Source organism: Streptomyces sp. NBC_01454 (assembly GCF_036227565.1).
Taxonomy (GTDB): Bacteria; Actinomycetota; Actinomycetes; order Streptomycetales; family Streptomycetaceae; genus Streptomyces.
This window is the reverse complement of the sequence record NZ_CP109460.1, coordinates 849,789-872,739: the sequence shown is the minus strand read 5'-3', so window position 1 is coordinate 872,739 and position 22,951 is coordinate 849,789. Positions and strand designations below refer to the sequence as shown.

At 70.6% G+C, this 22,951-nt stretch carries 22 protein-coding genes and 1 pseudogene; 12 read left to right on the top strand and 11 right to left on the bottom strand.

Annotated elements, in window-relative coordinates; all coding sequences use genetic code 11:
• Positions 1-358: 358 nt before the first annotated feature.
• Genes OIU81_RS03700 through OIU81_RS03690 form a run of 3 tightly spaced genes read right to left on the bottom strand, consistent with a single transcriptional unit; the run spans position 359 to position 3,278 of the window.
• Positions 359-781: a RidA family protein gene (locus OIU81_RS03700; RefSeq protein WP_329143768.1), complete on the bottom strand. Its 423-nt coding sequence runs from the start codon at positions 779-781 to the stop codon at positions 359-361.
• Positions 778-2,376 (bottom strand): carboxylesterase/lipase family protein, encoded by a 1,599-nt coding sequence (locus OIU81_RS03695; protein ID WP_329143766.1) that lies wholly within the window; start codon positions 2,374-2,376, stop codon positions 778-780. The genes OIU81_RS03700 and OIU81_RS03695 overlap by 4 nt, the downstream gene beginning before the upstream one ends.
• Positions 2,373-3,278 carry an MBL fold metallo-hydrolase gene (locus OIU81_RS03690; RefSeq protein WP_329143764.1) on the bottom strand — a complete coding sequence of 302 codons (906 nt, stop codon included), beginning with the start codon at positions 3,276-3,278 and terminating at the stop codon, positions 2,373-2,375. The genes OIU81_RS03695 and OIU81_RS03690 overlap by 4 nt, the downstream gene beginning before the upstream one ends.
• Before the next feature lie 316 nt (positions 3,279-3,594).
• Here OIU81_RS03690 and OIU81_RS03685 point away from each other — a divergent pair, with 316 nt between their 5' ends.
• The 5 genes from OIU81_RS03685 to OIU81_RS03665 all read left to right on the top strand — a co-directional run bounded on the left by OIU81_RS03685 (position 3,595) and on the right by OIU81_RS03665 (position 8,656).
• A complete protein-coding gene (locus tag OIU81_RS03685) occupies positions 3,595-4,569 on the top strand; it encodes an Lrp/AsnC family transcriptional regulator (RefSeq protein WP_329143762.1) in 975 nt (324 codons plus the stop codon).
• Positions 4,570-4,717: 148 nt separating this feature from the next.
• Positions 4,718-5,314: a nuclear transport factor 2 family protein gene (locus tag OIU81_RS03680; protein WP_329143760.1), complete on the top strand. Its 597-nt coding sequence runs from the start codon at positions 4,718-4,720 to the stop codon at positions 5,312-5,314.
• A 356-nt stretch (positions 5,315-5,670) separates the two neighbouring features.
• A complete protein-coding gene (locus tag OIU81_RS03675; protein WP_329143758.1) occupies positions 5,671-6,798 on the top strand; it encodes a hypothetical protein in 1,128 nt (375 codons plus the stop codon).
• Positions 6,799-7,041: 243 nt separating this feature from the next.
• Positions 7,042-7,560, top strand: coding sequence for a MarR family winged helix-turn-helix transcriptional regulator (locus OIU81_RS03670; protein WP_329143756.1), 519 nt, complete (start codon positions 7,042-7,044; stop codon positions 7,558-7,560).
• Positions 7,561-7,672: 112 nt separating this feature from the next.
• Positions 7,673-8,656, top strand: coding sequence for a sterol desaturase family protein (locus OIU81_RS03665; RefSeq protein ID WP_329143754.1), 984 nt, complete (start codon positions 7,673-7,675; stop codon positions 8,654-8,656).
• A gap of 418 nt (positions 8,657-9,074) precedes the next feature.
• Here the strand turns inward: OIU81_RS03665 and OIU81_RS03660 are convergent, their stop codons facing one another.
• Positions 9,075-9,680 carry a TetR/AcrR family transcriptional regulator gene (locus OIU81_RS03660; protein WP_329143752.1) on the bottom strand — a complete coding sequence of 202 codons (606 nt, stop codon included), beginning with the start codon at positions 9,678-9,680 and terminating at the stop codon, positions 9,075-9,077.
• A 141-nt stretch (positions 9,681-9,821) separates the two neighbouring features.
• On the opposite strand from OIU81_RS03660, the gene OIU81_RS03655 reads away from it, so the two are divergent.
• Entirely contained in the window at positions 9,822-10,730 is a 909-nt protein-coding gene (locus OIU81_RS03655; protein WP_329143750.1) for an NADP-dependent oxidoreductase, read from the top strand.
• A gap of 112 nt (positions 10,731-10,842) precedes the next feature.
• The gene (locus OIU81_RS03650; protein ID WP_329143748.1) at positions 10,843-11,808 is read left to right on the top strand and encodes an NAD(P)-dependent alcohol dehydrogenase; all 966 of its coding nucleotides are present in this window, start codon (positions 10,843-10,845) and stop codon (positions 11,806-11,808) included.
• A gap of 133 nt (positions 11,809-11,941) precedes the next feature.
• On the opposite strand, the pseudogene OIU81_RS03645 reads toward OIU81_RS03650, so the two are convergent.
• The 7 genes and pseudogenes from OIU81_RS03645 to OIU81_RS03615 form a co-directional block, all read right to left on the bottom strand.
• Positions 11,942-12,127, bottom strand: a pseudogene (locus tag OIU81_RS03645) (ASCH domain-containing protein); the annotation flags it as partial.
• A gap of 12 nt (positions 12,128-12,139) precedes the next feature.
• Complete coding sequence (locus OIU81_RS03640; protein ID WP_443073922.1) at positions 12,140-13,573, bottom strand: carboxylesterase/lipase family protein; 1,434 nt, start codon at positions 13,571-13,573, stop codon at positions 12,140-12,142.
• A gap of 112 nt (positions 13,574-13,685) precedes the next feature.
• Positions 13,686-14,486 (bottom strand): class I SAM-dependent methyltransferase, encoded by an 801-nt coding sequence (locus OIU81_RS03635; RefSeq protein WP_329143744.1) that lies wholly within the window; start codon positions 14,484-14,486, stop codon positions 13,686-13,688.
• Positions 14,487-14,494: 8 nt separating this feature from the next.
• Complete coding sequence (locus tag OIU81_RS03630) at positions 14,495-15,712, bottom strand: MAB_1171c family putative transporter (protein WP_329143742.1); 1,218 nt, start codon at positions 15,710-15,712, stop codon at positions 14,495-14,497.
• A 5-nt stretch (positions 15,713-15,717) separates the two neighbouring features.
• Positions 15,718-16,278: a hypothetical protein gene (locus OIU81_RS03625; RefSeq protein ID WP_329143740.1), complete on the bottom strand. Its 561-nt coding sequence runs from the start codon at positions 16,276-16,278 to the stop codon at positions 15,718-15,720.
• Positions 16,279-16,379: 101 nt separating this feature from the next.
• Positions 16,380-16,904, bottom strand: coding sequence for a helix-turn-helix domain-containing protein (locus OIU81_RS03620; RefSeq protein WP_329143738.1), 525 nt, complete (start codon positions 16,902-16,904; stop codon positions 16,380-16,382).
• Positions 16,905-17,038: 134 nt separating this feature from the next.
• On the bottom strand, positions 17,039-17,326 hold the full coding sequence (locus OIU81_RS03615; protein ID WP_329154870.1) for a DUF6461 domain-containing protein: 288 nt from the start codon (positions 17,324-17,326) through the stop codon (positions 17,039-17,041).
• 43 nt (positions 17,327-17,369) lie between these two features.
• On the opposite strand from OIU81_RS03615, the gene OIU81_RS03610 reads away from it, so the two are divergent.
• From OIU81_RS03610 to OIU81_RS03590, 5 genes are all read left to right on the top strand, one after another.
• The gene (locus OIU81_RS03610; protein ID WP_329143736.1) at positions 17,370-18,173 is read left to right on the top strand and encodes a class I SAM-dependent methyltransferase; all 804 of its coding nucleotides are present in this window, start codon (positions 17,370-17,372) and stop codon (positions 18,171-18,173) included.
• 211 nt (positions 18,174-18,384) lie between these two features.
• Positions 18,385-19,512, top strand: a complete 1,128-nt coding sequence (locus OIU81_RS03605; RefSeq protein ID WP_329143734.1) for an NADH:flavin oxidoreductase — start codon at positions 18,385-18,387, stop codon at positions 19,510-19,512.
• A 240-nt stretch (positions 19,513-19,752) separates the two neighbouring features.
• Complete coding sequence (locus OIU81_RS03600) at positions 19,753-20,751, top strand: linear amide C-N hydrolase (protein ID WP_329143733.1); 999 nt, start codon at positions 19,753-19,755, stop codon at positions 20,749-20,751.
• Positions 20,752-21,006: 255 nt separating this feature from the next.
• Positions 21,007-22,143, top strand: a complete 1,137-nt coding sequence (locus OIU81_RS03595; protein ID WP_329143731.1) for an aromatic ring-hydroxylating oxygenase subunit alpha — start codon at positions 21,007-21,009, stop codon at positions 22,141-22,143.
• 147 nt (positions 22,144-22,290) lie between these two features.
• Positions 22,291-22,764 carry a carboxymuconolactone decarboxylase family protein gene (locus OIU81_RS03590; RefSeq protein WP_329143729.1) on the top strand — a complete coding sequence of 158 codons (474 nt, stop codon included), beginning with the start codon at positions 22,291-22,293 and terminating at the stop codon, positions 22,762-22,764.
• The last annotated feature ends 187 nt before the right edge of the window (positions 22,765-22,951 follow it).

Here is a 22,951-nt window from a genome sequence, read left to right as displayed (position 1 = left end):
GAGTGGTGGGCGGGAGGGACAGCGCTGCGGATGGCCGGTACCGCGACGGCTATCGCGACGGCTGTCGCGACCGCTACGGCGACCGCTACGGCGAGAACGTCGCCGCTGCGGAAGCGGGTACGGGGTGCGCAGTGCTGCTCCCCCCGGCCCGGCTGTGCCGACAGCTTGCGGGGCGGGGTGGTCGCGCGGCAATGAATCCGGGCCAATCAAGAACGCCGGAATGCCGGGAGGGGTGTTGACCTGCGGAAATGCCGTTGCCTGGAATGCCTGCCTGGAACGGCCCGCCTCAGGGGAGCATCACATGGCCCCACCGGCAGTGGCTTCGTCCTCCTGACGGCGACGGGCCGGAAGCCGGCGTTCAGCCATCGACCACCGCCTGCGCGTCGATCTCGACCAGCATGCTGGCGAGCGGCAGCCCGACCATGACGGTGGTGCGGCACGGCCGTGGTCCGGTGCCGAAGTGGCGGTCGACGAAGCGTCCGTAGGCCTCGTTCATCGTCGCGTAGTGCTGCCGTTCCGTCAGATAGACCCGGAGCATGACGGCGTCCGTGAGGGCGGCGCCGCCGGCGGCCAGTGCGGCGCGGACGTTCTCCAGTGCGCACGTCGTCTGTGCCGCGACGTCTCCGGGGTGCAGGACGGCGCCGGTCGCCGGGTCGAGCGCGCCCTGCCCCGAGACCTGAACGACGGGGCCCCGGCGGGCGAAGGGCGGGAAGGCCGGGGGTGAGGGCGGCGGCACGTCCGTGGTCCGTGCGGCCGGGCCGGGGGAGGATGCCTGGGTCATGACGGTTCTCCTGGGGTGGTGGGGGAGGGGGTGGCGTGGTGCAGGCGCCAGGCGTGGTCGATGTGCATCGTGGCCCGCCGGCCGGCGTCGTAGGGCTGCCAGCCTGGGTCGCCGTGGGTGGCGAAGGCGACCCAGGCGGCGTGCGTGCGGGCCGCGAGGTCCGTGATGTCGCGGCCCGGCAGGCCGGGGCCGAGGAGGGCGTGTGCGCCGTGCAGCGCGGGGAGTTCCGTGCGGTCGAAGACGAAGGGCAGCTCGACGCAGTGGCAGGCGCCGAGCCGGCCGTCGAACGCGGGGGATCGCCAGTCGAAGGCGTAGGCGAAGGTCCGGGTGCCCGGGAGGGCGCTGTGGGCGTCCGCGAGAGCGCGGCTGCCGTCGAGGTACACGTCGGTCATCAGACGGGTCGCCCAGGTGCCCGGACCGGCGCCGGGGAGGAGGGCGCGGTAGTGGGCCAGCAGGGCCTCCGGCCGGGCGGAGCGCCGTGCCGCGGCGGCGGCCAGCGTGTGGGTGGTCATCGCATCGATGGCGCCGCCGGGGACGGTGTAGAGAGCGGCCTCGTCCGCGTTGGTGCCTATCAGGAGTTCTTGTGCCGTCACCGGCCCCGTGCCGTCCTGAGCGGCCGTGCGGAGGGCGAGCGCGGGCTGTCGTTCCAGCAGGACGCCGTCGATCACGGGCTTGAAGGGGCTGTTGCCCAGGGACGGGTCGAGGTGGCCGGAGAGGGCCGGCTCGGCGGGCGGGAGGTCCTGCAGGGCGGCGGCCAGCCGGGTGTCGTCCACACCGTGGAACGCCTCGGCGCGGGGCGGCAGTCCGAGCGTCGCACACACCCGGCGCGTGACCGCGAGGCTGTGCTCGGCCGGGACCGCGCACAGGCCGTTGCCGCTCTGACTGACGGCCCGGCGGAAGAGACCGGCGGCCGGGGGAGCGGCCAGCAGGGCGGCCACGATCATCGCGCCCGCCGACTGGCCCGCCACCGTCACACGCTGCGGATCGCCGCCGAAGGCCGCGGCGTTGTCCGCCACCCAGCGCAGCGCGGCGATCACGTCGAGCAGGCCACGGTTCTCCGGGGCACCCGGCAGGGTGAGCCAACCCGGGATGCCCAGGCGGTGGTTGAGGGTGACCAGGACAACTCCGTCGCGTGCGAACGGTCCCCCGTCGTAGAGGGCTGCCTGACCGGTGCCGGAGAGGAGGCCCCCGCCGTGCACGAAGACCAACACGGGCAGCCCGCCCGCGCCCGGGTCCGGTGTGGTCACCGTGACGGTGAGGTAGGCGTCGCCCGGTATCGGTGGCGGTCCGGTGACCGGGTCGAGGTCCAGGCCGCCGAATCCCCGGCGGACCGGGGCCGGCGCGGTGGGGCCGGGCCGCGTGGCGTCCCGGACGCCGTGCCAGGCGGGGGCGGGGGCCGGAGCGGCGAAGCGGGCCGCCCCGACGGGTGCGGCGGCGTACGGGATCGAGTGGAACACGTGCGCGCCGTCTTGGTGCAGGCCGCGGACCCGCCCGCAGGTCGTGCGCACGACCGGGCCGGGCCGTACGTCGCACCGCCGCGCGGCACTCCCGCGGGGTCCGTCCGGCCGGCGGGTGGGGCGGTGGGCGTCGGTCATGCCGTGGCCTCCAGCGACGTCCAGGAGCTGATGGCGAACCGGCTGCCGGACCGTTCGACCCGCATCGCCGGCCGCTCCCCGCGCAGATGGGCCGGGAAGACGATCCGCCCCGTGTCAGCCGCCTCGCCGAGGATCCGCAGGCGCGAGTCGCGGGCGCCCGCGGGGTCCTCGCAGAAGCAGCTGTTGCAGAGGGGCTCCACCACCTGCACCGGGTTGTGCAGCAGGTCTCCCACGAAGGCGGCGCGGTCCTGGCCGGAGTTGAGGAGCACGACGGCGGAGCCCGGGGTGTGGCCGGGCGCCGGGGCCAGAGTCAGATTCTCGTCGATCACGAACGCGTCCTCCCACAGCGTCGCCAGGCCGGCGCGGACGACCGGCTCGACGCTGTCCTCGAAGACGTTCTGGTTGGCCGCCCCCATACGGCGGGTGTGGTGGTGGGCGGGATTCCAGAAGTCGTAATCGGCCCGTGGGAAGAGGTATTGGGCACGCGGGAAGGTCGGCACCCATTCCTCGTCCACCAGGCGGGTGTTCCAGCCGACGTGATCGGCATGGAGGTGCGTGTTGACCACGACGTCGACGTCCTCGGGCCGTACCCCGGCGGCCGCGAGGCGCGTGAGGAAACCCGTGTTCAGCCGGTGGAAGGCCGGCATGGCGGGGCGTTCCTTGGCGTCGCCCACCCCGGTGTCGATCAGGATCGTCCGGCCGGCGCTGCGCAGTATCCAGGTCTGCACGGACGACCTCAGCAGGCCCGTCCCCACGTCCCAGAAATCGGGTGCCAGCCAGTGCCGGTTGGCCTCCCAGACCTCGCCCGGGACGTCGCCGAACATCTCCTCCGGCGGCCGGGTCGTGCCCTCGTACTCCACCGTGCGCAGCACCGAGACGTCTCCAAGGGTGATCGCATTCATGAACTCTCCTCGCGGGCAGGTGGGGGCAGATGCGGGATGCAGTGGGCGCGGTCGCCGCAGGTGTGGCGGCTCGGGGCGCGGCGGTGTGCCGTTTTCCTGCACGCTGCATGCCGTGTGTGCCGAATTCCTGCACACTAGCACGCAACGTGCTGGATTCAGGCGGCGATATGGCGGAATCGGGCGCGAACCACGCCACCGATGCCGCATCCCCGCGCGAAATGCCCCTCTCGATGCCCGATTCCGTCGGACGCTCGGCTAGGGTCGACAGTCGACGAGAGGCAAGGCGAGAGCCACGGAAAGTGAGGCGGCAGGAGCCATGGAGGACACCGTGATCGACGACATCGATCTCGACTTGATCGCCGCACTGCAGACAGCTCCCCGGGCGTCCTTCGACGTGCTGGCCCGCGTCCTCGACAGCTCGGCCCGCACCGTCGCCCGCCGCTACGCCCGGCTCGTCGACGCGGGGGCGATGCGGGTGATCTGCGAAACCGAGTGGTCGCTGCTGGCCGAAGGACTCCCCGCCACCGTGTGGATCGGCACCGAACCCGGGCGGGCACCCGAGGTGGCACGCGCGCTCGCCGCGCGCGCCGACACCCCCTTCGTGTCGCTCGCGTCCGGAGCCGCGGATGTCTTCTGCATGCTGCACGGCCCCACCCGCGCCGACACGACCCGCGCCCTGACCACCGAACTCCCCGCGGTGCCGGGAGTGCGCACCCTGCGGACCGAGTGGATGCTGCGCCGGCTCACCAGCACGTCGGCCTGGCGCCTGCCGCGCCTGACGTCCAGTCAAATCGCTGGCCTCGCAGGGCAGAACGCGAGCGGGCCCGCCACCCACCCGCGGCACACACCGCTGAGCGGTCTGGAACGCGACACCGCCGCCGTCCTGCGCAACGACGCCCGGATGCCCTTCTCCACCCTCGCCCGCACCCTCGGCATCACCGAGTCCCGCGCCCGCCGCACCGTCGCGGCCCTGCTCGAATCCGGCCTGCTGCGTCCGCGCGTCGAGGTCGACCCACGGGACATCGGCTACGCGGTCGAGGCGGTGCTGAGCATCGGCTGCCGCCCGGGGGCCGTGAAGCGCCTCGCCGCCTCCCTCGCGGGCCATCCCGCGACGCGCTTCCTCGCCCTCACGGCGGCCGCTTCGGTCTTCACCTACGGAGGGGTCTTCCGCGACGAGGATCACCTCGCCGACTTCCTCACCGGCGGCTTCGAGGGCAGCGACGAAGTCACCTCGCTGGAATGCTCACTCCAGCTGGAGGTGCTCAAACGGTACTGGACGGCCCGCCCCTGAGACGGCGCACAGGTCACCCGGAGGGTGTCCACTTTCCCCCATCGCGGGTCAGAAATTCACCTCGTGCGCCGGAGCGCTGCCGACGACTGTGGAGGGGCAGTCGGCGGACACCGGGTCCGCCGCCCCGGCCCTATGGGATGCACCTCTCATGAACAACAAAGATCTGGTCCTCACGGCAGTAGGCGAGCTGTTCGGCGACCGGGACCCCTCCGCGGTGGACCGCTGGGTCTCCCCGACGTTCACGCAGCACAGCGCGCTGGCCGCCGACGGGCCCGAGGGGCTGCGCGCACTGGTCTCCTCGCTGTCCGCCGACTTCCGCTACGAGGGCGCCCGGGCGATCGCCGACGGAGACCTGGTGGCGCTGCACGGCACTTACCACGGCATCGGCCCCGCGCCGATGGTCGCCTTCGACCTCTTCCGCGTCGTGGACGGCAAGCTCGCCGAGCACTGGGACGCGCTGGTGCCGGTGGTCGAGGAGACCGTCAGCGGCCGTTCCCAGACCGACGGCCCCACTCTGATCGGCGACTTGGGGGGTACCGCGGCGAACCGCGAGCTGGTCGCCGAGTACGCGGAAAAGGTCCTCAAGGGCGCCGACTACGCGGCGTCGACCGACTACACCTCGGCCGTCACCCCCCGGCGCCGTACGCACGCACCGAAAACGGACCCTGACACTCCCGGACACTCCCGGACGAATTCCGGCCATTGGCCGGCAGGGCCGTCCCGCACGGTCACGGCCGCGCGGTAGGAAAGGGGCCGGTCCGCGGAACTTCCCCAACGGGTACCGGAGGAAGTGGATGAAGGACAGCACCGGTACGCGTACGTGCACGAGGCCCGGCCGGCCACAGCGGCAGCACGATCGGAGTGCGCTCCCGCCACTGTGCCGGGGCACCGCACCGCGGTCCGCACGGCACCGGCCGGGCTATTCCTGAGCTTCCTCGGCTTCCCGACCTTTCAGGGCCTCCCGAACGAGGCCCTGAATGTCCGCGCAGGTCGCAGCGCCGTCCATGAAGACCTGTGCCGATCCGCGGACTTGGGGACATCCTCCCATCTCACCCCGACATTGACGCGGTCCTCCCGCGTCGTTCGGAAACGGAGATCACCATGCGAAGACACCTCCGTGCCGCAGTGACGGTTGTCGCGACCGCCCTGTGCACACCCCTGCTGACGGCGAGCCCCGCGCCCGCCTCGCCGGCCCGGCACGCCGACGACGCCCGCAAGCCCGCCTGCCGGCCGGCCCTCCAGGTCCTGGCCTCCCTGCCCGGTTCAGGAGACAGCCAGGTCAGGGGACTTGGGCCGAATGCCCTGGCGGTGGGAGGGTCGCACGGCCTTCCCGTGTACTGGACCGGTACCCGGGTGCACCGCGTCCCGTTGCCCGCCGGATTCACCGGCGGCGAGGTCGCCGCGGTCAACGCGAAGGGGCTGATGGTCGGCTCCCTGAACGGCGCCGGCCGGAGCGCCGCCTTCAGTTTCCGTGTCGGGGCCCGCAAGGTGACCCTGCTGCCGGCGGGGGCGCACGCGGCGGACGTCAACGACCGGGGTCTGATCGTCGGCGACGGGGGCACACCGGGTTCCCTCGTCGGCCTCGAATGGGACGGGGCCCGGATCGTCCGCCGGCTCAAGCCGCCGGCCGGCTACTCGCTCACCTCGGTGACCGCCCTCAACAACGCCGGGCAGATCGCCGGTTCCGGCGAGGCCGTCAAGGATGACGAATCGTGGTCGGCGGGCCTCACCTGGCCCACCGGACGAGGCGCCGCGGCCATCCCGCTGCAGCGCTTCTGGCCCGCGGGAGTGCCCTATGACTACTGGTACCCCCGGGACATCGACCGGGCCGGACGGATCGTGGGCACCTACGACTACGTCCACCTGGACACCCTGACCCCCACCCAGTGGCTCCCGCCGTACACCACCGAGAACCAAGTCGGGCACCTCGGCGAACGCACCAGCGGCACCTTCGAGGCGATCAGCCCCACCACCAACGTCAGTGTGGGCACCGCTCGCGACAGCCACATGGACGGCCCGTTCCCGCCGGAGACCGCGCCCCCGATCCAGGCCCAGATCTGGCCGGGCACCGGCCCCCTGCTCGCCTTGCCCCGGCTCTCCCCGGAAGGCACCTCCGAGGCCTTCGCCGTCAGCGACGACCAGCGCGTCGGCGGCACCGCGGCCGACGCCACATCGACGTCCCGCGCCGTCATCTGGACCTGCGCCCTGCGCCAGGCATACCGCCCCTGACCCCGGGCGCGCCCACCATGACGTTCCGGCACCGACCGTGACCTTGCGGCGCCGTACGTGAGACCCGGGAGCACCCCGGCGCTCAGGCCTGGGCCCGGGTGCCCCGGTCCCACGCCCGCCGCGGACTCCGCACGTCGAGCAGCATCTGGTCGCCGTGGCCCGTCGCCGTCGGTCACCCCACCCTGACCCAGAAGGTGTCACCCATGGTTGCGCAACCATGGGTGCGTATCTATATTGGCACCCATGGTTGCGCATTTCTCCGACGGAAGTGGGGCGCCGGCCCTCGGCCCGCAGCTCCTGCGTTCCTGGATCGGGTACCGACGCCGGGTCGAGCAGAAGTTGGCCTCGTCCGGATTCACCGACAGACGTCTGCCCGACGGCATGATCCTGCGGCTGTGTGTGGCGAACGAGGGGCTGACGGTCTCCCGGATCGGCCGCGAGATGCAGATCAGCCGCCAGGGCGCGAGCAAGCTGGTGGCCGACCTGTGCGAGCGCGGCTTCCTGTCGCTGGAGAAGTCGCCCGGCGACGGCCGCGAGAAGATCGTGCGCCCCACCTCGGACGCGATCGCTTTTCTCCAGGCGTTCCGCGAGGCCCGGCGCGAGGTGGACGAGGAGATCCGTGAACAGCTGGGCGTCGAGGCCGTCCGGGCGCTGACGGCCCTGACCGAGCTGCTCGGCGAACCGTCCGGCGAATGGCGCAGCGGGGACATCTGGCGCGAGGTCCGGTCCCGGTCCTCCCTCCTGGACCTCGGCGACCTGTGACGGCCGGGGGCGGCGGCCTCGTTCCGACCCCGCCGCCCCGCCCGCGAGCCGCGAAACGCCGGCTCCGCCCGAGGCGGGAGCCGAGCCGACCAAGCCAAGGAAAGGTGACTCAGTGCAAGAAACGCTCCGACTGGGCCTGTACGCGATACCCGCGTTCCTGCTGCTGATGGCCGTCGAGTTCATCAGCTATCACCGCGAGAAGGAGCCGAAGGCCGACCGGGCCGGGGTCTCCGCCCGCGATGCCGCCACCAGCCTGTCCATCTACGCGATCGGTCAACTCACCAAGCCACTCAACCACTTCATCCAGCTTCCGGTCGTGGTGATCGCGGCGGCGTGCGCGCCACACACGCTCTCCTCCTCGGACTGGCGGGTGTGGGTGGCGGCCCTCGTCCTCGCCGACCTCGCCTATTACGCCCAGCACCGGATGGGCCACCGCATCCGCCTGCTCTGGGCCGGACACAGCGTCCACCACTCCAGCCGGCACTTCAATCTGTCCACGGCGGTGCGTCTACCCTGGCTGATCCCGGGATCGTTCCTCACCGCGGTCGCGGACATCCCGATGGCGCTGATCGGGATCCCCGCCTGGATGATCTTCCTGGCGCACTCCCTCGTGCTGCTCTTCCAGTACCCGATCCACACCGAGCGCATCGACCGCCTTCCCGGGCCGATCGAGTTCGTGTTCAACACCCCGTCGCACCACCGCGTCCATCACGGCGCCAACAACCCTTACCTGGACAAGAATTACGGCGGGATCCTCATCGTGTGGGACCGGATGTTCGGCAGCTATGCGGAGGAGACCGAACCCGTCAGGTACGGCCTGACCACGAACATCGACACCCATAATCCGGTCAAGGCCAACTACCACGAGTTCACCGGGATGCTCCGCGACGTCCGCCGGGCCCGCACCTGGCGCGGCAGGGCCGGCTACCTGTTCGGCCCACCGGGATGGCGCGAGTCCGAAGCCGCGGTACCGCCTGGCCGAACCCCCGCCCCGGCGCCCTCAGTTGTCATCCCGGCATCCGTGCCCGGACCCGATGACGGGAACGGCGGAGCCGTCCCGACCGACCGCGAGAACAAGGAAGCGGTACCGGCCTGACGTCCGACCGCCCCGCCACCCGGACTCCGCAGCGGGGTCCGGGTGGAACTCGTTCCGCAGCGATGATGGTCGGACTGCTGACGACGGGGTGGGGCCGGCTGTTCTTTGACCGGTGATGCTGACGGCAGTGACTTCTGGGGGCATGCCCAAGCGACCACCGGGCTCTTCGGTCGCTGCCCACCACCCGGGAGACGCCCAGCTCCACCGAGTCGATCCCCGCCTCGGTCTGACCGACCGATGGCGACCATGCGGCTCTCGCATCGTGGCTGCGACGGTCGGCCTGACACTCCGCCCTCCGAGCGTGCCCGCCAAGTCCCTTGACTCGACGCCCTGTTGGCCACTCCAGGCTCCGCGGCTTACGGCTTACGGCTTACGGCCTACGCCACCCAGGCGGCCCGGCTGAGGAAAGCCCCTCCAGTCACCCGCCCCCCTCAGACTCCGTCCGCCGCAGTCCTTCGAGAGTGGTGAGCCACTGAGCGACGGTCGTGTCGATGAACTCGTCGGAGACGTGGCTGCGGTCGAGGAAGAGCCGGGCGAGGACGGGCCCGTAGAGCAGGGTGTATTCGGCGCCGTCGATCTGGATGCCGGAGGGTGCCAGCAGTGCGTTCAGGGCCGTGAGCCGGTCCTGGCCAATGCGGGAAAGGGCCTGGGCGCTGTCGGGGTCGTGGTCCGCTTGGGCGGTGACGGCCAGTACGGCGGTGCGGATGGCCGGTTCGCTGATGCCGGCGCGCAGGCTCTTGAGCCACTCGGTGGCCACGGTGCGTACGTCACTGCCCGGCTCGGGGTAATTGCCGAGGTCGGGGCCTTCCAGGATCAGGTCGAAGAGCAGCGCGGCACGGCTGGGCCAGTGGCGGTAGAGGGTCTGGCGGGTGACGTCGGCGCGCTCGGCCAGCAGCGCGTACGTCAGCCCGGTCGGTCCTACCTGGGGCAGCAGTTCGCGTGCGACGGTCAGAACGCGACTGCGGGTGCGCTGGACGCGCGGGTTGCTCGCGGTCGGCGGGCGGCGGTGAAGGGGCTGCTGCATGGACCCCACCCTACCGTTGAATCATACGTGCCGTGTGATTCGAGCCACACATTGAATCATACGGGGTGTGTGATAGAAAGGAATCACACGCACTGGATGATTCACGTCCGTGTGGTCCGTCCCTCCCGTCAGGAGTGTCTGATGTCCACTGTCATTTCGTTCTCCGAGTACGGGGGGCCTGAGGTCCTCACCCTGTCCCAGGTCGCCACCCCCGAACCGGGCCCGGGCCAGGTGCGCATCCGCGTGCGGGCGACCGCCGTCAACCCGATCGACCTGCGGATTCGCGCCGGGGCGATGCAGGGTGCCTTCCCCGTCGCCTTCCCGATGGTCCCGGGCTGGGACGTGGCCGGTGTCGTCGACCAGGCCGGCGAGGGCGCCACCGCCTCGGTCGGCGATGAGGTCTTCGGTGTCGCCTCGGTCGGCGGCTACAGCGAGTACGCGGTGCTCGACCAGCCCTTCGCCAAGCCCGTGGAGGTGTCGTTCGAGACCGCGGCTGCCCTGGTCACGGTCGGCGAGGCCGCCTGCCGGGCGCTCCAGCACCTCGGCGTGCAGCCGGGGCAGACGTTGCTCCTGCACGGCGCCGGCGGCAGCGTGGGCACCATCGCCGTGCAGGTGGCCGCCGCCCGCGGAATCACCGTGGTCGGCACCGTCGCCGAGCAGGACATCGAGCGCGTCAACGGTCTCGGCGCCTTCGCCGTGCCTTACGGCGAGGGCTGGGTGGAGCGGGTCAAGGCCGCCGCCCCGGACGGTGTGGACTTCGTGTTCGACGCCTCGGGCGCGGGTGTACTCGCCGACTCCGTCGCCCTGGTCGGCGATGCGGGCAAGGTCATCACCATCGCCGACCCGTCCTTCGCCCAACACGGCGTGCGGTTCACCGGCATGGACCCGGCAGACCGCTTCCCCGAGGCCCTGCCGCGGCTGGCCGAGCTGATCGCCGCCGGCAAGCTGGACGTCCCCGTGTGGCGCGCCTACCCGCTTGCCGAGGCCGCCCGGGCTCACGCCGACATCGAAGCCCGCCGCAACCAGGGCAAGGTCGTCCTCCTTCCCTGACCCGAGCCGCCGCCTCGCTCGAGCCCGTCGGGCGGCGAGGCGAGCGCGCGACACCGTACAGCGGTCGCCCCCACCGACCCGCCTATCAGCACACCATGAAGGGGAAATTGACATGAAGGCCGTTCAGATCACCGGGTACGGCACACCAGATGTCCTGCGCGTCGACGAGGTTGACCGCCCCGCTCCCGGCGCGGGTGAGGTGCTGGTATCGGTCGAGGCGTCGAGCGTGAACGGACTCGACACGATCGTGCGCTCAGGGGGATTGCGGATCGTGACCGGACGCCGGTTCCCGTTCGGTGTGGGGCTGGACTTCGCCGGTCTCGTCACCGCGACCGGCGCCGATGTGCGTCGGTACCAGGTCGGCGACCGCGTATGGGGCACCGTGCACCCGCTCAAGCGGCACACGCTCGGTGGAGCGTCCGAATACGTCGTGATCCCCGCGGACCGTGTCGGGCCCGCACCGGCGGACCTCTCGCCGGTGGAGGCAGCCTCCCTGGTCGTCGCCGGCACGACAGCGCTGAGCGCACTGCGGGACACGCTGCACCTGGCGAGCGGTGAACGCGTCCTGGTACGTGGCGCCGCCGGCGGAGTCGGCACGGCCGCCGTCCAACTCGCGCACGCGATGGGCGGGCACGTCACCGCGCTGTCCCGCGACCGCCACGCCGGGGCGCTGCGCGAGCTGGGAGCCGACGAGGTCTTCGACTACGGCTCCACCACGGCCGATCAGATCGGACCCTTCGACGTCATCCTGGACACGGTCGGATCGGACCTGCACCGCTTCCGGGGGCGGCTGACCCGCGAAGGCCGGATGGCCACCATCTCCCTGTCGGCCTCGTCCGTGGCCGCGATCGCCGCGTCGAGCGTGCACGGCGCCCGCCGCATCCGCACGTTGAGCTCCAACCCGGACACCGACACGCTGCGTGGCCTGGCCGAGTATGTGACATCTGGCCGACTGCGGCCTGTGGTGGACAGTGTGTACCCGCTGGCAGACATCGCCTCGGCGCACCAGGCATTCGAGCGGGGCGGAGTGGTGGGCAAGCAAGTGGTGGCGGTGGCGGAGACGGGATCAGGGGAGTAACTGCCCGTGCTCTGGCGGGCGTGGGGCTGCTACCCCTTCGGAGACGGCACGTGGTTCACGCGTCGGGACGCTTGCGGCCGCCGGTGACGACGTGACGTGGCGTGGTGAGCGACGAATGGTGGTCGTCGACGGGGCCGCGGGCGGCGGGGCGAAGGTCGGTGCGGAGGCGGAAGCGCTCCAGAACCGTCGGCGTCCCGTCGTGCACGGTGAACTCGGGATCGTCCAGCGCCGCACGCATCTCCTCGCCGTGCCAGAACCGCTCGTGGCCCGCCCGCCACTCGGCCACGCTGGTGTGCCCTTCACCCTCGTCCACCACGTGGCGCCCGCGCCGCTACCGCCTCCGGTCGATGCCTTCCCAGATCTGGCGGGACTCGGCCAGCGGGTACGGAACGTCGGCAGCTGGGAGATCCCACAGTCGGGTGGTCCGGTTTCCGAGGTTGAAGCGCGGCCAGCCGGGGTCGCCGTCGGTGGCGAAGGACGTCCATGCCGCGCGCATGTTCCCGGACAGGGCGACGAACTCTGCGGGTGGTGGAGTGCCGAGGAACCGGGCCGCCAGTGGGGTCCCGGCGTTGCCGAAGACGAGTGGCACATCGAGGATGTGGCCGGCGCCGAGGCGGGGGCTCTGCCAGGTGAGGTCGTACAGCCAGGTACGGCCGCCCGCCTCGGCGTGTGCCTCGGCGACCCGGGTCGTCGGCATCCGGAACAGGGCGTCGGAGAGCATCACCGTGACCAGTTCGGCGTCGGTACTGGTGGGATAGGCGGTGCGGTAGTCGGCGACCACGCTCATCGGGAGCCGAAGTGAGTCCGCCACGGCGGTGAGGGGGATGGCGGACACGTCCATGCCTGCGGTGTACCACCGGGCCTCGTCGTGGGTGAATCCGCAGACCAGGTCCACCTCACGGCCGGCGCCGCGGCGGATCGTCTCCCAGGGCGGGCCGGTGACCAGATCGCCGTCGATGACCGGGCCGAAGGCGCTGAAGCCTGCCCGGGGCCCCTGGAGCGGGGTGTCCTGGACCCGCAGGATCGCTTGGGGCGGCAGAGCGGCGAAGCCCTCCCACGTAGCCGCTACCCCGGCTTCCGCAGCGAGGATGCCGGTCACCCGCTCGGCCTGTGCGGTGGGGAGGAAAGCATCCGGGATGCTCTGTGTGATCGCTCGGCGGAACAGGCCCCGCGCGGCAGGAGAGGTCAGGAGCAGGGCGGCCGAGGCCGCGCCCGCGGACTGGCCGAAGACCGTCACGTGGGCGGGATCGCCGCCAAAGGCGCCGATGTTGCGCTGCACCCACTCCAGTGCCGCGATCTGGTCGCGCAGCCCGCGGTTGTCCGGGACTCCGGGCAGATGGCCGAAGCCCTCGAAGCCGAAACGGTAGTTGAAGGTGACCACCACCACTCCGGCGGCCGCCAGGTGCGTGGCGTCGAAGTCCGGTCTGCCGGAGGAGCCGTGCTTGAATCCGCCACCGTAGATCCACACCATGACCGGCAGGCCGGCCCCGCCGAGGTCGGGGGTCCAGACGTTCAGCGTCAGACAGTCCAGCCCGTCACCGGCCTGCCAGGCCGGGGCGGCCCCCGGCGCCGGCGGCAACTGTGGTGGCGCGGTACCGAACGCGGTGGCGTCCCGCACCCCGTCCCAACGGGCCGCAGGCGCGGGTGGCCGGAAGCGCCGCGGTCCCTCCGGCGCCGCGGCGAACGGAATGCCGCGGAAGCCGGCGATGCCGGATACGGACGCGCCCCGGACGGCCCCCTCCGAAGTCACTGCCACTGCATCCATCTGCTTCTCGATTCTCGCCCTCAACGCCCCGCACGGTCGGCTTCGAGCCTACGGCCCGATCACCACCGCGCGGGGGGAGCGCCACCTGTGGCATCCGTACGGGAGGGAGCCGTCAGGCGTCTTCCGCGGGGCGGCGGCCCCATGCGGAGAGGGTGATCTGGGGGATGTCGATGAACGCGGGGTCCTTCAGAATGATGGCGAACTCCGCCAGGTCGGCTTCCGAGACGAGACCGTCGGCGACAAGGGCGGGCGCCGCCTGGGTGATGAGGGGGAGCCAGCGGTCCTTGTCGAGTCCGCCCATGAGGCCGAGGTTTCCGGCGAAGGCCACCTCCTTGAGTGCGTGGCGGGCCAGGAGCGCCGGCAGACCGCGGGCCCAGGTCATGTCGGCGCCGTGCTGGTGGTACATGCGCTGATACCCGTCGAGGATGCGCCGGATCACGGGGAAGGGGGACGTGTCGGCCGGCAGGTGGTAGGGCTCCTCGACGAGGAGCCAGCCGCCGGGGGAGAGCCAGCGGGCCGCCCGGGCGATCATCTCGTCGCGTTCGGCGAGGTGGCAGAAGAGGTAGCGGGCGTGGATGAGGTCGAAGCTGCCGGGCGCGTAGTCCTCGTGAGTGATGTCCGCTTCCTGGACTTCCAGGTTCGCCGCGCGGCCCGCATCGAGGTGGCGGGTGTCGAGGTCGACGGCGACCACGCGCCCGTCGGGGCAGCGTCCGGCGAGCCAGTAGGCGATGGAGCCGGCGCCGGCGCCCAGTTCCAGACAGTTCCAGGAGGCTTCGATGGGGAGGCCGTCGAGGAGGCCGGTGGTGAACCCGTCGACGTTGCGCTGGATGGACTCCAGGCGGGCGCTCTCGTCAGCGGCGTCATTGCTCAGCATGCCGCTGTTGTACGGGGTGGTGGTGGGGTGTTGCGTCATGGGTGCGCCTATCTCGTGTGAGGAGCCGGGGTGTTCCGGTCGCGTCCGTCCGGCGTGGCAGGGCTGGAGGTTTCCGGCAGGAAGGTGAACGCACGCGCGGTGGGGAGCGTGCGGGCCCGGCGGACGGCGAGCAGGAACTCGGTTTCGCTGCGGAGGCCGTCGTGGGTGGGGCTTCCGGGGGCGAGCTGGTTCGGTTGGGGGGTGGCCGCGGTCTTCTCGGCCTGGAGGGCGACGCGCAGCCAACATGCGGTGAACGCCGGCTCGATCTGCTCTTCGGGCAGGTTCCGGGCCGTGACGTGGTGACGGGCGGCTTCCGTCGCCTCGGGAGTCACATAGTCCTGCAGGACGAGCAGGACATCGCGGATTTCGATGACCTGGCGGTAGAGCCGGAGGTGGATCGCGCGCGGTCCGCCGAGCACCGCGCGGAACCGGCTGAGCGGCTCGTCCAGGGTGACATGCGGAACGGCTTCGGTGAGGTCGCGCCACAACGGGTGCAAGCGCCACAGCGCGATCGCGTCGCGGGCCGTGTGGCGGGCAGCGAGAGCGAGCGGCAGACAGACCCCGGCGGTCATCAGCCAGGCCGTGACGGCGATGTTGAGGGGGAACAACGCGCCCAGCCAGGCGGGACGGGCCAGAAGGAAGGCCAGGACGACGCACCAGAAAGTGGAGGACGAGGTGAAGCCGGCGGCGAGCAGGAGGAGCCCGGTGCGCAGAGGACGGTCGTCGTGGGCCTGGCGGCCGTAGCGCACACACAGCACGGCGCACGGGACGGTGCCGATGAGGTGGGCCGCGACAAGCAGCCACCAGAACGGGCTGTACCAGGGGACGACTTCAGAGGTGACGCAGCCGGCGTGCGGCGCGATGGTGAAGTTGAGCACGATCAGAGCGGCGATCGTGATGACCATCGGACCGTAGATGAGCCAGGGGCGGCGCCGGGACATGGCGGCGAGGACGAAGTCGAGGATGAGGGCCGAGCTGAGGACGCCCCAGGTGTTCATGAACAGGCCGCAACTCTGGGCGAAGGTGAAGGTGCGGTTCAGCGCCGCGGTGACGGGGTCGAGATAGACCGTGATCGACCCGGCGATCCCGATGACGGCGATCAGCAGCATCTTCTGCTGGCGGGACCGGCGGGCTGACGGCAACCGGAGGATGATCACCACCCACAGTGCCAGCGCGCCCAGGAGCTCGGCACGGTTACCCAGTTCATTCAGCGAACGTATGCTCATGGTTTCTACCTGCGGATTCCGAGCGCGATTTCGAGTGCGCCGCGCACCCCTGTGGACGACGAAGGGGGAAGCATCCCGGCGGCGGAGTGGATGAGACTGGCGACGAGTTCGGCTTCCTGCTCCTGCTCGGTGGTGTAGTTGTTGCGGGCCAGCAGCCGGCTGATCATGTGGGGGCTGATGCTCGGCAGCAGTGTGGTGAGCGCGCTCTGGGTCTCCTCATCGGAGATGCCGTGATCCCACAGGATGTGCCCGATCTCGTGGAGAACGATGTGCTCCTGATGGAACTTGGTGGTCTTCTCCTCGACATAGATGTTGTCGACGGTGTCGGTGGCGATCCACAGTCCGCAGGCGTTGAGGGCGGAGCCGATGGGCAAGGTGTGGATCCGGATGGGCCGGCCTCGCCGCACCGACAACTCGCGGACCAGAGCGTCGACGGAGAAGGGACTGGGGAGATCAAGCTCGCTGACGAGCGTCTGGCACCGTTTGCGGACCTGCCGTGTGGTCATGGTGTCACCTTGCTGGTCGGTCGGACACCGGTAGAAGCCGACGTCGTGTGCGTAGCGCATCGCCCCACCTTTGGCTGTGTGCTGAACTGCTCCGGGGCGCGGCCGCCGTACGCTGCCCCGCCGTCCCGTGCCCGGACGGAGCGGAGGATGCGGCATCGGCGTCACTCGGTGGTGGCGGCGGGTCGGGGACCGGAAACGTGCTGCTGCTCACCGGCTGTCGGTGGCGCACCACGCAGTGAGTCGCGCGCCTGTGCCGCAGCGTCGATGATGCCCGTGAGGAGCTTCGACAGCTGGCCGGTGGACACGGCCGCGGAGTGCGAGGCGCGCAGGGCAACGGATTGCACCCTGCGGCGGCGCAGTTCCTTGATGGTCTCCAGCTCCGCATTGACCTGCTGGAAGACCTCTTCGTCGAGGAGGTAGGCCCAGCGCGCGATGCCCAGACTGTGCGTCACCTTCACCAGGGTCTCGATGGTGAGGTTGGTTCCCTCGGCGGATTCGGCCGATGCCAGGGTGCGCTTCGAGACGCCGGCCCGTTCCGCCAGCTTGGCCAGGCTGAACGGCCCCTCCGGGTGATGCTGTCTGATGTGACGCAGCCGCACGGCGATCGCTGTCTTCGCGGCATGCACTTCCGCATCAAGACTGTGTCGCCACATCGGGCCGTCAGGCGCCTCGAGTTGGCCGGACATCGCTCCCCACCTTCCTGGTGCAATACGGTGCCCCATCGGCGCACCATGGTGCAACGAAGTGTGATGGGGGCCATCGTCCTCGGTATGGGAAGGGACCTCAAGGGGCGGTCCCACGCGACAGATTGAGGTCGGGTTCAGCCACGCGGCGGCAGCGAGGTCGTCCCGCACAGGAACGTGGCGGAGGCCAGGACCTCGGCGGAGAGCCGCCCGCCCGTCAGGCGCTCGGCCGGCGCGCACATGGCCTCGGTGGGCAGCTCGTAGCTCCGGTCCTCGCCGGCACCGAGGTCGAAGCCGGCACCGCATCTCCTCGACAAGACTGTGCGGGGCGCTGCCGTGCCGGTGGTTCGCGAACGGGGGCGAGCCCTCGCACCGAGGTGCGGCCGTACGCCTCGGTGCGATCGGGAAACGCCTCGTCGAGCCAGGCATGGTCCGGCCCGTCCTGCGCCCTTCTGCCATCATCATCAGATGGCTGAGCACGAGACCGACAGCGGCTACCTGCTGGACAACCGACAGTCGGAGGCGGGTGTCCGCTTCGGTGCCCTCGCCGAGCTGTTCGACCCGGTGACGTTCCGGCACGTCGACCGGCTCGGAATCGGTGTCGGCATGCGGTGCTGGGAGGTCGGCGCCGGCGGACCCTCCGTGCCCCTCGGGCTGGCCCAACGGGTCGCCCCGACAGGCACGGTGCTCGCCACCGACCTCGACGTGTCCTGGACCCGGGACATCGCCGGCGGCGCGATCGAGGTGCTGTCCCACGACGTGGCGGCCGATCCGCCGCCGCCCGGTGGTTTCGACCTTGTGCACGCCCGGCTGGTCCTGGTGCATGTCGCGGACCGGGCCGAGGCCCTGCGCCGGATGGTGCAGGCGCTGCGGCCGGGCGGCTGGCTGCTCCTGGAGGACGCCGACCCCCTGTTGCAGCCGCTGCTGTGCCCGGACGAGTCGGGTCCCGAACAGCGGCTCGCCAATCGGCTGCGGTCCGGCTTCCGGGCGCTGATGGCGGCGCGCGGCGCGGACCTCGCGTACGGGCGGACCCTGCCCAGGGTGCTGCGCGAAGCCGGTCTTGCGGAGGTGCAGGCCGACGCGTACTTCCCGATCACCTCGCCGGCGTGTGCCGTGCTCGAGGACGCGACGGTGCGGCAGATCCGCCACCACCTGATCGAGCAGGGGCTTGCCACCGACGAGGAGATCGACCGTCACTTGGCGAACGTCGCCGCCGGGCGGCTCGACCTGGCCACCGCTCCGATGATCTCCGCGTGGGGGCGCCGCCCGTAGCCCTGCCCGACCGTCTCCCGGGCGGCTCCGGGCGGCTCGGGCGGCTCCAGGGGTCCCACCGGCACCGGCTGCCCCTGGTTTCCGGTGCGTGTCCTGGATCACAGGGCGGTTGCCCGGAGGGACGGAATGCCATCGGCGCCGCGGAGTGTTGACGCCAGCACGCATTCAGTGCGTGTACACATACCGACTGGTACCTCCGAGGAGCACCCCCGTGACCGTCACTGCGTCCCCCGCCTCCCGCGCGGCCGAGATCCTCTCCCGGCCCGTCGCGCTGAACGGCCTGACCGTCCCGAACCGCATCGCGATGGCACCGATGACGCGCATGTTCTCCCCGGGCGGCATCCCCGGTGAGGACGTGCGGTCGTACTACGCCCGCCGCGCCGCCGCGGGGGTGGGCCTGATCGTCACCGAGGGGACCTACGTCGGCCACGATTCGGCCGGACAGAGTGACCGTGTGCCGCGGTTCCACGGCGAGGAGCAGCTGGCGGGCTGGGCGAAGGTCGCCGAGGCCGTGCACGAGGCGGGCGGCACGATCGTGCCGCAGCTGTGGCACATCGGCATGGTGCGCAAGCAGGGCGAGCCGCCCTTCGCCGACGCCCCCGCCGTCGGCCCCTCCGGCATCCGCGTCGACGGCACCGAGGGCACCGGCAAGGCGATGACCCGGCGCGACCTGGACGATGTCATCGGCGCCTTCGCCGAGGCCGCCGCGGCCGCCGAGCGCATCGGCTTCGACGGCGTCGAACTGCACGGCGCCCACGGCTACCTCCTCGACCAGTTCCTGTGGGCGGGGACGAACCGCCGCACCGACGCCTACGGCGGCGACTCCGTGGCCCGTGTGAAGTTCGCTGCCGAGATCGTGGCCGCGGTCCGCGAGACCGTCTCGCCCGACTTCCCGGTGATCTTCCGCTACTCGCAGTGGAAGCAGGAGGCCTACGACGCGAGGCTCGCCGAGACCCCGGAGGAGCTGGACGCGATACTGGCCCCGCTGGCCGCGGCCGGTGTCGACGCCTTCCACGCCTCCACCCGCCGCTACTGGCTCCCGGAGTTCGAGGGCTCGGACCTGAACCTGGCGGGCTGGACCAAGAAGCTCACCGGCCGGCCCACGATCACCGTCGGTTCGGTCGGCCTCGACGGCGACTTCCTCCGCGGCTTCATGGGCGAGGGGGCCCCGGTCCGGGGCATCGACAACCTTCTCGACCGCCTGGAGCGCGACGAGTTCGACATGGTCGCCGTCGGCCGCGCCCTGCTCCAGGACCCGGAGTGGGCGGCAAAGGTCCTGGGGGACCGGTTCGAGGAGCTGACGCCGTACGACGCGGCGGCGCTGAAGACGCTGCACTAGGCGGTTTCGTTCGGCTCGGCCGTTCATCGGCGCGAGACCCCTCCGGGCGCCGGTGCGCACTCTGCCGGCGCCCGGCTTTCGTGGCCCTGGCCCGCCCGCGCGTCCCCGCCGGCGCGGGCGGGCCTTGCGGCAGGCCGATGTACTCCGACGCCGCGCGTCACCTCACGCGGCGAGCGCGCACAGGTGAGGTAGAACTATGGGCGACATGACCGTTTCGTTCCTGCGGATGGGCATTTCCTCATGTGTACGCGGATTCTGTGGAACACCAACGGCCTCGCGGTTCTGGTCGGCCGGACGATGGACTGGCCCGAATCGACCGAGCCTGTCCTGACCGTTTTCCCGCAAGGGCTGAAGCGCGACGGCGGAAAGCTCGCCGGCCATACCGTGGCCGGCGACAATCCCCTCAAGTGGACGAGCCAGTTCGGCAGTCTCGTGACGACCGTCTACGGCGGCGGCACGGTGGACGGGCTCAACGAGCGCGGTCTCGGGGCTCACATGCTGTATCTGGACGGCACCGACCTCGGCCCCGGCGACCCGGACAAACCGGGTCTGCAGATCGCTTTGTGGATCCAGTATCTGCTGGACAGCGCCGAGACCGTGGAGGAGGCCCTGAATCTCCTCGACACCTTCCAGCTGGTGATGGTCGAGATGCGAGGATTCCAGGCCACGGTGCATGTGGCGCTGGAGGATGCGTCCGGCGACTCGGCGATCATTGAATACGTCGAGGGTGAACGGCGGGTGCATCACCACCGCAGGTACACGGTCATGACGAACGAACCTGCCTTTGACGAGCAACTCCGCCTGCTCGAGCAGCAGGTGCAGAAAGTACGGGACCTCGGCCACGACGAGCCCAGCAGCGAGGTTCCGCTGCCGGGAAACGTCAACGCGGTCGACCGCTTCCAGCGCGCCGCCTACTTCAGTGCGCTGTTGCCGAAGCCGGCGGACGAACGACAGGCTGTCGCCGGAATCCTGGCCGTCACCCGAAATGCCTCCGTGCCCTTCGGTGCGCCGTATCGCTCCGGCAGATTCGAGATCTACCACACCGAATACCGCACCGTCTGCGACCTCACCGACAAGCGGTATTACTTCGAACTGGCCACCAGCCCGAATCTCCTGTGGGCCGAGATCGACCGCTTCGACCTGTCACCCGGCGCCCCGGTCATGACCCTGAACCCCGACTCGCTCGATCTGGCCGGGGACGTTTCCGGGCAGTTCGCACAGGCCCCCGCACCCTTCTGATCCGGGCCTCGGCCACCGCTGGGCCTGTCCCCCGGCTCGACCGTCGCCGCTGACGGTGCCCCGGATTCAGGTCGAGCCGCGAGGCCGTTCGCTGCGCGGGCGGGCCGGTCTCCTGCGCTGTGCGGTGCTCACGCCGACGCCGTGGCCCCTTGACAAAGGGGCCACTTCGGTAGTTTCCTGACTGACTAGTTAGTCAGGCTCTGAGGGGTGTGCGGCGCCTTGTTGTGCACGGGTCGCCAGGAGTGGAGAGTGCAAGTGAGTGCGTTGCCGGCAACTTTGCCTGGTCCCGACTATCACGATCCCGCGGTCTACTCGCTCGACCGGGAAGCGATATTTTTCCGGTCGTGGATATGCGTCGGACGTACGGAAGATGTGCAGGAAGCGGGGCAATGGATCACCGCTGATGTCGCGGGGGAGGGCGTTCTGGTGACGCGCGACGAACAGGATTCGCTGCGCGCCTTCTACAACGTGTGCCGGCACCGGGGATCGAGGCTGTGCGACGGGGATTCCGGTCGGGTGAAGTCCGCTTTCAGGTGCCCTTATCACGCCTGGACCTACACGCTGGACGGCAAGCTCCGGGGGACTCCGCACGTCGGCCGTGAGGAAGTCTCTCGCGAAGAACACGGGCTCTGGGCCGTCTCCGTTGAGGAATGGCAGGGGTTTGTCTTCGTCAACCTTCAGCGCGACGATCCGCCCGCGCTGCGTGACGCTCTGGCGGAGAGCGAGGGGGTTTTGGACCTCGAACGATTCGATCTCAGCGGACTGCGGCGGGGATTTCGGTCCGTCCACGAGGTGCAGGCCAACTGGAAGGTCATAGTCGCCAACTACAACGAATGCCTCCACTGTCCGACCGTGCATCCCGAACTCGTTGACATCGTGCCGGCGTTCCGGTCGGGCGTGGTGTTCGAAGACGGCAGGTCCGATGGGGGAGTGTCCCTGGCGGAGGGGAGGATGAGCGTCGCGGGGGAGCGTGAGTCGCGCAATCTGCTCATACCGGGAATGGCGGGGGAGGAGGCAAGTTCCTACTTCGGGTCCCTGCTTTTCCCTGCGATGTTCCTCGATGTCAGTGGGTGCGAGGTAATCGCCACCCTGGTGCAGCCGACCGGTCCGACCAGCTGCAGACTCGTCACCGACTACCTCTTCCACCCCGACAGCGTGGCCCGTGCCGACTTCGATCCCAGCGCGGTGGTCGAATTCAACGAGCGGGTGGCGGAGCAGGACAACACGGTGTGTGAGCGCGCCCAGAAGGGCGTGATGTCGAGAGCGTTCACGCACGGGGTCTACCCGGAGAAGGACGCGGAGGTCTACAAGTTCGACCTTCGCTACACAAGGCTGCGCGACGATTTCCGGGCTCGTTCACAGGAGGCCGAACAAGCTCGTCGTGGTGGGTGAAGGTGCTGCGCGGAACGTTCCCTCTTCGACCCGCCTCACGGGGGTCGGGTGACGAGAGGCGACGCAGGTCACCTCCGTCCCTGTCACAGGGCGTCGGGCTACCTCGTCTCAGGGGTGTAGCCACTGACGACCACCCAGGAGCGGACCATGGACGCCCGACTGAACTACTTCGCCGGCCCGACCGCCGGCAAGGCCCTCAAGCACCTCATGTCGGCGGGCAAGACGATCAAGGACTCGCCGCTGCCGGCCGCGACGCAGGAGCTGGTGGCGCTGCGCGTGAGCCAGATCAACAGCTGCGCCGTCTGCATCGACATGCACACCAAGGAGGCTGCCGCGGCCGGTGAGGCCCCGGTGCGGCTGAACCTGGTGGCGGCATGGCGGGAGGCCACAGTCTTCACCGAGGCCGAGCGTGCCGCACTGGAGCTGGCGGAGCAGGGGACCCGGATCGCGGATGCGGCCGGCGGCGTCAGCGACGAGGCGTGGGCGGCCGCCGCCAAGCACTACGACGAGGAGCAGCTCACCGCCTTGGTGATCCTGGTCTGCTTCATGAACATGGTGAACCGGGCGAACGTCATCACCCAGCAGCCGGCCGGCGACTACGAACCCGGGCAGCTTCACTGAGCGGCGGCGTCAGCGACCGGCCTCGAGCGGGACGCCGAGGGACAACTCCCGGGCGACCGGGGCGAGCGAGCGGTTCCGCTGCTGCTCGTAGAGGGCGAAGGGGGCCAGGACGGTGCGGCCGATGGCGCCGGAGAGTCATTCGCCGTCGTCAGCACCGGTGAGCGGGTGCGGAGCCGCTGGGCGCCAC